At 62.9% G+C, this 4,884-nt stretch carries 3 protein-coding genes and 1 pseudogene; all 4 read left to right on the plus strand.

Annotated features, from left to right (window positions below):
• Positions 1 to 214 precede the first annotated feature (214 nt).
• The 4 genes and pseudogenes from rpiB (at position 215) to PSV43_RS07575 (ending at position 4,861) form a co-directional block, all read left to right on the plus strand.
• A pseudogene (gene rpiB / locus PSV43_RS07560) lies at positions 215 to 642 on the plus strand (ribose 5-phosphate isomerase B).
• Positions 643 to 1,204: 562 nt separating this feature from the next.
• A complete protein-coding gene (locus tag PSV43_RS07565) occupies positions 1,205 to 2,080 on the plus strand; it encodes a DMT family transporter (protein ID WP_300195161.1) in 876 nt (291 codons plus the stop codon).
• A 321-nt stretch (positions 2,081 to 2,401) separates the two neighbouring features.
• On the plus strand, positions 2,402 to 2,995 hold the full coding sequence (locus PSV43_RS07570) for an NAD(P)H-dependent oxidoreductase (protein ID WP_300195163.1): 594 nt from the start codon (positions 2,402 to 2,404) through the stop codon (positions 2,993 to 2,995).
• Positions 2,996 to 2,998: 3 nt separating this feature from the next.
• Complete coding sequence (locus PSV43_RS07575) at positions 2,999 to 4,861, plus strand: monovalent cation:proton antiporter-2 (CPA2) family protein (RefSeq protein ID WP_300195165.1); 1,863 nt, start codon at positions 2,999 to 3,001, stop codon at positions 4,859 to 4,861.
• Positions 4,862 to 4,884 lie beyond the last annotated feature (23 nt).

Below are 4,884 nucleotides of genomic sequence, written 5' to 3' on the forward strand. Positions count from 1 at the left end.
CCCAGCGAAGGTAGGGCTGGCTGTCCTCAGCCAGCCGCCGTCGAAGCCCATGATCTGCTAGCAAGAAACAGCCTGCTAAATGGAAATGAGTTTTGCGAACCGCTATAACACCATGAAAATCGCCATCGGCTCCGTACAGTAGCCATCTCGCTCCGTCGGGATGAGCCCAGCGCTCCCGCTACACGATCACCTCTCAATTCACCCCTCACACTTCATGAAAATCGCCATCGGCTCCGATCACGCCGGCTATCTCTACAAGCAGGCCATCCTCCAGCACCTCCGCGCCGCAGGCCATGAAGTCGAAGACTTCGGCACCCACTCCGAAGCCCCCGTCGATTACCCCCGCTTCATCCGCCCCGTCGCCGAAGCCGTCGCCGCAGGCACCTTCGAGCGCGGCATCGTCCTCGGCGGCTCTGGCAATGGCGAAGCCATCACCGCCAACCGCGTCCGCGGCGTCCGCTGCGGCCTATGCTGGAATCTCGATCCGCCCGCCTCACCCGCCTCCACAACGACGCCAACGTCCTCTCCCTCGGCCAGCGCATGATGGATCTCCCCACCGCCCTCCAAATCGTGGACATCTTCCTCACCACCCCCTTCGAAGGCGGCCGCCATCTCGCGCGAATTCAGCAGCTCGATGAATAAGACATTAGACATGAAGGGCGTTCAGATAAGCGTATGCATCACGACATGAAGCGGCGCAGACCAAAGCGCCCCGGCGCGCGGACTTCCAGTCCGCAGCACTCCGCATGCACCCAGGCCTCCGCACGTCTCCTCAGCCTCCCAGCCTCCAGCGTGTCATCCTGCTTGCCAGACACAGCGCGGATTACCCCTCTCTCTGTGCGAGCCACCTCCTGCGAACTGGAAATCCCCGCTTCTGGAGTTTTTCTACCTCAGGCTCTCTGTTTCGCGACGCGTGACCTTAACCGCGTGCCATTCACATCAGGCATGAATGACCCCCGATTAAGCAGACGTTCCGTTCGCGCTGAAGCCGCCTCCTCAGCCCCAAAGGGGCTGCGTATCATAGCGAAGGGTTGCCGAGCCTCAGCGAGGCTACCCTGGTACCTGCGCCAGTCATCGGGAAGCAAACCCAGCACCCCTCCACACCCCATGCCCACCAGCAGCGCCTACGCTGAACACCGCCGCATGGATGGCGCGGTCAGACAACGCCTCAGATCCAAAGCCCACGCTCAATTGCCCTAACCGAGTGCCCGTCCAATCTCACACCTCCCGCTGGACCGCCGCCATCCCCTGGCTCTTCGTCCTCCTCTGGAGCAGCGGCTTCATCGGCTCAAAGCTCGGCGTCCCCTACGCCGAGCCCTTCACCTTCCTGACGCTGCGCTACTGCATCGTCCTCGCGATATTGATCCCCATCGCCCTCCTCACCCGCGCCCCCTGGCCCAAAGGAAAAGCACAGGTCGCACACGTCGCCTTCGCAGGCCTCATGATCCACGCCCTCTACCTCAGCGGCTGCGTCTGGTCCCTGCGCCTCGGCCTTCCCGCCGGCATCCTGAGTTTGATCGTCTCACTCCAGCCCCTCTTCACCGCCGCCTTCGCAGGCATGGCCCTCGGCGAGCGCGTCCTGCCCCGCCAGTGGTCAGGCCTCGCGCTCGGCTTTCTCGGCACCATTCTCGTCGTCGCTCACAAAACCGGCAGCGGACTCACCTTTGCCATGACACTGCCCGCCGTTGCCGCCCTGGTCGGCATCACCGTCGGCACCATGTGGCAGAAGCGTCATTGCCCCGCCTTCGACCTCCGCACCAGCACCGTGGTCCAGTACGCCGCCAGCCTGCTCATCACCGCCGTCCTCGCCTTCACCACAGAAACGATGCAGATCCAGTGGAGCGGCCAGTTCGTCTTCGCACTTCTCTGGGTGGCCCTCGTCCTCTCCATCGGTGCCATCAGCCTCCTCAATCACCTCATCCGCAGCGGCACCGCCGTGAATGTCGCCAGTCTCTTTTACACCGTCCCCGCCGTCACCGCCCTCATGGCCTGGGCCATCTTCGGCGAGACCCTCACCGGCCTCTCCCTCATCGGCATGGCCATCGCCGTCCTGGGTGTCTGGCTAGCTCGTGGTCGCTAGCCCAATCACTGCTCCGTCGCGCGCATCATCCTGCAAGCCATCCCACAGCTTCGCTCCCCCAATCGTCCTCGTCCTCCTACTCGAACTCGTCCTCGACCCATCCGCTCCGCAAACACCGTCACCCCGCCAACCCCATCCGCGTCGGGTCCGCATTTCTTCGTACTGTAGTCCCAGCTTCAGCCGGTCCGGAAAAGGTCCTGGCCACCCATCGCGCCCCTCCGCAAAATCGTTGATCATCCCCCTCCGCCTCCCTCTTCCCAACCATCCGCAATCCCATTTCATTTGGCGTCATCTCTGCTTTGATCCAAGTGTCCCCGCACAATGCCCTCCGTCCTCGTCCTCTACGCCCATCCTGCCCCTCACAAGTCGCGCATCAATCGCCGGCTCGCAGCAGCCGCGCGTGAAGTGGACGGCGTGACCTTTCGCGACCTCTACGAACTCTATCCCGATTTCCTCATCGATGTCGAAGAGGAGCAAAAGCTGCTCAAGGAGCACGATGTCATCGTCCTGCAGCACCCCTTCTACTGGTACAGCGCACCTTCTTTGGTGAAGGAATATCTCGATCTCGTACTGACCTATGGCTGGGCCTACGGGGAAGGGGGCATCGCCCTGCAAGGCAAGATCCTCCTGCAGGCCATCAGCGCCGGCGGCTCCGAAGAGATCTACTGCTCGCAGGGTCGCAACCGCTTCACCATCCGCCAGCTCCTCGCGCCGTTTGATCAGACCGCCTCTCTCTGCGGCCTGCGCTACCTGGCACCGCACATCGTTTACAGCGCGAATCAGTTTGCGAGTGCCGCGAGCATCCAGCCGCTGGCGCAAAGGTATGCCAGACTGCTCTCCGCCCTGCGGGATGAAATACTGCCGCTTGAGGAGGCGGCAGCGGCGCACAAGATCAACGACCTCATTCCTGCGTAACCCATGCACGCACCGCATTTTTTCCTCTCTGCCTTCATCTACCTTGGAGCCGCTGTGCTGCTGGTGCCCATCGCGCATCGCCTCGGTCTCGGCAGCGTCCTCGGCTACCTCATCGGCGGCGCTATCATCGGCCCCTTCGCCCTCGGCTGGGTCGGGGGGGCACAGGGCGAGGAAGCCATGCACTTCGCCGAATTCGGCGTCGTCATCATGCTCTTCATGATCGGCCTCGAACTCGAGCCTTCCCGCCTGTGGCGCATGCGCGGCCCCATCTTTGGCCTCGGTGGTCTGCAGGTCTCGCTGACCATCCTTGCGGTCATGGGCATCGCCATGGCCTGCGGCTTGGAAACCAAACCCTCCATCGCCATCGGCATGATTTTGGCGCTCTCTTCCACCGCCATTGTGATTCAGACGCTTCAAGAAAAAGCTCTCATGCGCACCGACGGCGGCAGCGATTCGTTCGCCGTGCTGCTGTTTCAAGACATCTCCGTCATCCCCATGCTCGCCGTGTTCCCGCTCCTCGCCGCGAGCGGCACCAAAGTAGTTCACGATGGCTGGCTCCATGACTTGCCCCATTGGGCGCAGCCACTCGTTACGCTGGGGGCCGTGGTCGCAATCGTCATCGCCGGCCAGTTCTTAGTGCCACGCGGCTTTGCGATTCTGGCGAAAACCGGACTGCGTGAACTCCTCACCGCCGCCGCTCTCCTCCTCATCGTCGGTGTCGCCCTGCTGATGACGCAGGTCGGCCTGTCACCAGCCCTCGGCGCCTTCGTCGCGGGTGTCGTCCTCGCGGGCAGTCACTACCGCCATGAACTGGAAAGCAACCTTGAGCCCTTCAAAGGCCTCCTCCTCGGCCTCTTCTTCCTCGCCGTCGGTGCCTCGCTTGACTTCACCGTTATCGCCGGCAAGCCACTCCTCGTTGCAGCACTCGTGGCGGGATTGATCGCCTTGAAGGCTGCGGTGATTTTTGTCATCGCCACCCTGCTCAAAATTTGCGGCAGCCACCGCTGGCTTCTTGCACTCGCACTTGCGCAGGGCGGTGAGTTCGCCTTCGCGCTCCTCTCCATGGCCATGCAGCAGAACATCCTCGGTGCCGAAACCGCCAAGCTCCTCGTGGCCGTGGTCGCCCTCTCGATGGCCATCGCGCCGCTCCTCTTCATCATTTACGAACGCTTGATCGCCCCCCGCTACACCGCAGTGAGTAAGGCGCAGCGCGCACCCGATCCCATCGACGAACACGCACCCGTCATCCTCGCCGGCTTCGGCCGCTTCGGCAATTTCGTCGGTCGCATCATGATGTCCCAGGGCGTCAAAGTCACCGTCCTGGAAAGCGATCCCGATCACGTAGAAATGCTCCGCAAATTCGGCTTCAAAGTCTTCTACGGCGACGCCACCCGCCTCGATCTCCTCCACGCCGCCGGCATTGAGCAGGCCTGCATGCTCATCATCGCCCTCGCAGATCAGGCCAAAGTCGCACAGCTCATCGCAGACGTACGCGAGAGATTCCCAAAACTCCGCATCCTGGCGCGCGCCCACGATTACGATCACCGCGTTGAACTCATGCGCCTCGGGCTCGCCGCCGAAGACGCCGTACATGAGCAGATGGGCAGCGCACAGGATCTCGCCGTTCGCGCCCTCCGTGCCCTCGGCAAGCCCGCCTACGCCACCGAGCGTGCCGCCCGCCGCTGGCGGCGTTACGATGACCAGACCTTCCACCTCCTCATACCCGTCCATGAAGACGAAGACGCCTACGCCAGCATCGTGCGTGAGCGCCGCGTCGCGCTCACCCAGCTCTTCGAAAAAGACATCGCCGAATTACCCGCCGACAACGACCAAGCCTGGGAAATCGGCCGCGCCGAAGAAACCTAGCCGCGCCCGCACAACCTCCCGCA

The sequence above is a fragment of the Prosthecobacter sp. genome, from assembly GCF_029946185.1.
Taxonomy (GTDB): domain Bacteria; phylum Verrucomicrobiota; class Verrucomicrobiia; order Verrucomicrobiales; family Verrucomicrobiaceae; genus Prosthecobacter.